The sequence below is a fragment of the Corynebacterium sp. HMSC22B11 genome (assembly GCF_001815965.1).
Taxonomy (GTDB): Bacteria; Actinomycetota; Actinomycetes; order Mycobacteriales; family Mycobacteriaceae; genus Corynebacterium.
Map to the genome: position 1 here is coordinate 1 of NZ_KV823472.1, position 2,553 is coordinate 2,553.

The following is a 2,553-nucleotide window of genomic DNA, read 5'->3' on the forward strand; positions in this document are numbered from 1 at the left end:
AGATCAGTGTTGCAACGACCACTAGAACTTAAGAACTCGGGACACGACGAAAAAAGCCCCATCCGTGGGGATGGGGCTTGGGATGTGGCCAGACCCGGGATCGAACCGGGGACCTTTCACTTTTCAGGCGAACGCTCTACCGACTGAGCTATCTGGCCGAGAAGCTCTAGGCTTCACAGCGACCCTGACGAGACTTGAACTCGCGACCTCCGCCGTGACAGGGCGGCGCGCTAACCAACTGCGCCACAGGGCCGTGTGCTATCGCACGAGTGGTAACTATACCCAGCGGTTAACGTAAGCACAAATGACGACCAACACTTCCCCATCGTCCCAGGTAAAGACTGTTTTCTACTGGGGAACGCGGAGCACCTTGTGACGCGCTTTAGAGCCAATCAACGCCCCGCTAGGCACCCGCTAGGCGCCGGCCTCTCCGGAGCCCGTAGACCCCCAGCGCCTGAAACGGACAGCCCCAGAGAGTTACTCGCAGAGGGTCACCATGTCGATCAGCTTTTCAGGCGCACCGAGGCTTCGCAGCCGAGCATCGGAGAAACACGGTCCGTGCATGCCGGAGGTGGTCACCCCGTCGGCTTCCACCTCAACCCATTCGGTGCCATCGAAACGTTCGACCCACAGGTGGTCTGTGGAGCTTCGCCCAGCCCTCATCCATCGGCCATCGCAGTATGTGGAGACGATTTCACCGGGGCGAGTGTTCGAGTTGGGCTCAAGGTAGGGGCACTCCCCCTTCTTCACGCGTTGCGGTTTCGGTCGCGCGCGTTGTTTTTGTGGCTCAGCCCCCTTATCCTCGTCGCCCGAGCCCTCGTTCTGCTCTTGCGAGGCGTCCCCCTGAGATTCAGACGGCGGCGGGCCAGCCTTGGTGATCGTTTGAGTCACGGTAGGGCGATCGGCTGCGGAATCGCTAGCTTCGCCGGCGCAACTAGCTAGCAGGAGTGGCAAGCTGAGCGCGGCGAGGAAGGACCCAGCCCGACGAGCGACGCCGAACTGCCGCCGGGACAAGCTTCGGTTGAGGTGCATAACAGGAGTCTGGCACAGCCTTTGGAACTTTTAAGGCCATTGCCGATCTTCAGCTAGGCAGTCGCCCGCTGAAGATGACTCACGAATTCTCCCAGCACCCCACGTTCACGCATCTGCAGCAGGGCATGCCGGGTCATCTCCATCTGCATGGAAACCGCGCCACCCTCAGCCCGGTGGTTCTTCACAACCCGATCCACGCACTGCGCGAGGTCTTCATCCGGCTGCAGGCGCTCAGCCCTCATCCCCGTCTGGAGCCCCTTCTCCGAGCGCAAGGCCTGCTTCCCGATGGCCTGTTCCGCGGTGAGCTGCGTATAGGACAGGTTGAAGTAGTCCGGCAGCCCAGCCCGCGTCAGATCGCGCATATAAGCGATGGGCCGCGTAGCGATCGGTACCGGCACGGTCACACTGTCCGGTGTTCGGAAGACGCCGGTGGACTTCGTCTTTCGTAGGTAATCCTGCGCACCCGGAACGGCAGCCTCCTCGAAGTACTCGCGCTGCGCCGCACCAGCAACAATGTCCGCAAAAGTCTCCGCATAGAAGCTGTCGTTCAGCGACACCGAACCGGACCCCGACGGGATGAGCATGCCCTGCGAGTTATCGCTCAGCGAGCCCTGCTGGCCGATAATCACGTGCGCGTCGGATGTCAGGACCAAGGTCGAGGAGCCGATGACGTTCGCGGCCTTGCTCTCGATGAGATCGATGAGGGCACCGTCGTCCTTGTTGACGATGATGGAGCTGCCGTCGAACAGTAACTCGTCGTACCCCGGGGTGTAGTAGACGTTGTCGACGACGAGGTTCGACGTGATGTGGTCGAAGTAGCCGATGGGGTGCAGCTGGACGATGCGGCTCGTCCAGTCAGGGTCGCAGGCCATGCCCAGCAACTTCCCGTTAAACATCGCGCGCCCCTGTGCGTAGTGACGCCGCAAATTCAGATACTTAAACTGCTCCAGATCCTTCGGCAGCCGGTACCTGTAGGAGGAGAACTCCCATGGCTTTTCCAGGCCACCGTCCTGGATAAACTCGTCGACTCGGTCCGAGGCGAGGTATGGGCGCCCGTCGACTTCCCGCTTCTCGAAATCGTGCTCGCGCTGGTAGTCGGAAAGGCTTGCCGAGGCGATCTTGCGGGACGTGAGCTCCTTCCGCGAGCGCACGGCGTAGTTGTAACGCTGGCGGTTTTCGATGCCGATCGTCGCAATCCAGTACAGCAGCACGCCGATCACGACGGCACCCAACGTCAGCCACCAGGCGGAGTCCGTCAGCACCTGAGCTTCCGCGAGGGCTGCAAGGACTGGAATGAGTACCGCGAGAGGAGAAACCAGCTTCGAAGCAGTCGCCACGGACATGCTTTCGCTGAGCAGCCCGAGCTTGGTGAAAGTGGCACCCCGCCACCGGCGGAAGAGGTGATAGGACGAGGTCTTGGACGAACTCATGAGCAAGAGATTACCTGGCTGCCGGCACAGAACCGCCTTCCCCGTGCGCCAAGGTTTAGGGTTAAGTAGCAAAAAGTGTGTCTGATTTTCA

The 2,553-nt window shown here is 60.9% G+C and carries 2 protein-coding genes and 2 tRNA genes; all 4 read right to left on the reverse strand.

The window, feature by feature from the left end; all coding sequences use genetic code 11:
* Positions 1–85 precede the first annotated feature (85 nt).
* Positions 86–158, reverse strand: a tRNA-Phe gene (locus tag HMPREF3088_RS01265).
* Positions 159–179: 21 nt separating this feature from the next.
* Positions 180–253: transfer RNA gene (locus HMPREF3088_RS01270), tRNA-Asp, on the reverse strand.
* A 224-nt stretch (positions 254–477) separates the two neighbouring features.
* Positions 478–1,032, reverse strand: a complete 555-nt coding sequence (locus HMPREF3088_RS10305; RefSeq protein ID WP_070760142.1) for a hypothetical protein — start codon at positions 1,030–1,032, stop codon at positions 478–480.
* 53 nt (positions 1,033–1,085) lie between these two features.
* Positions 1,086–2,462, reverse strand: coding sequence for a hypothetical protein (locus HMPREF3088_RS10625; RefSeq protein ID WP_246817979.1), 1,377 nt, complete (start codon positions 2,460–2,462; stop codon positions 1,086–1,088).
* Positions 2,463–2,553 lie beyond the last annotated feature (91 nt).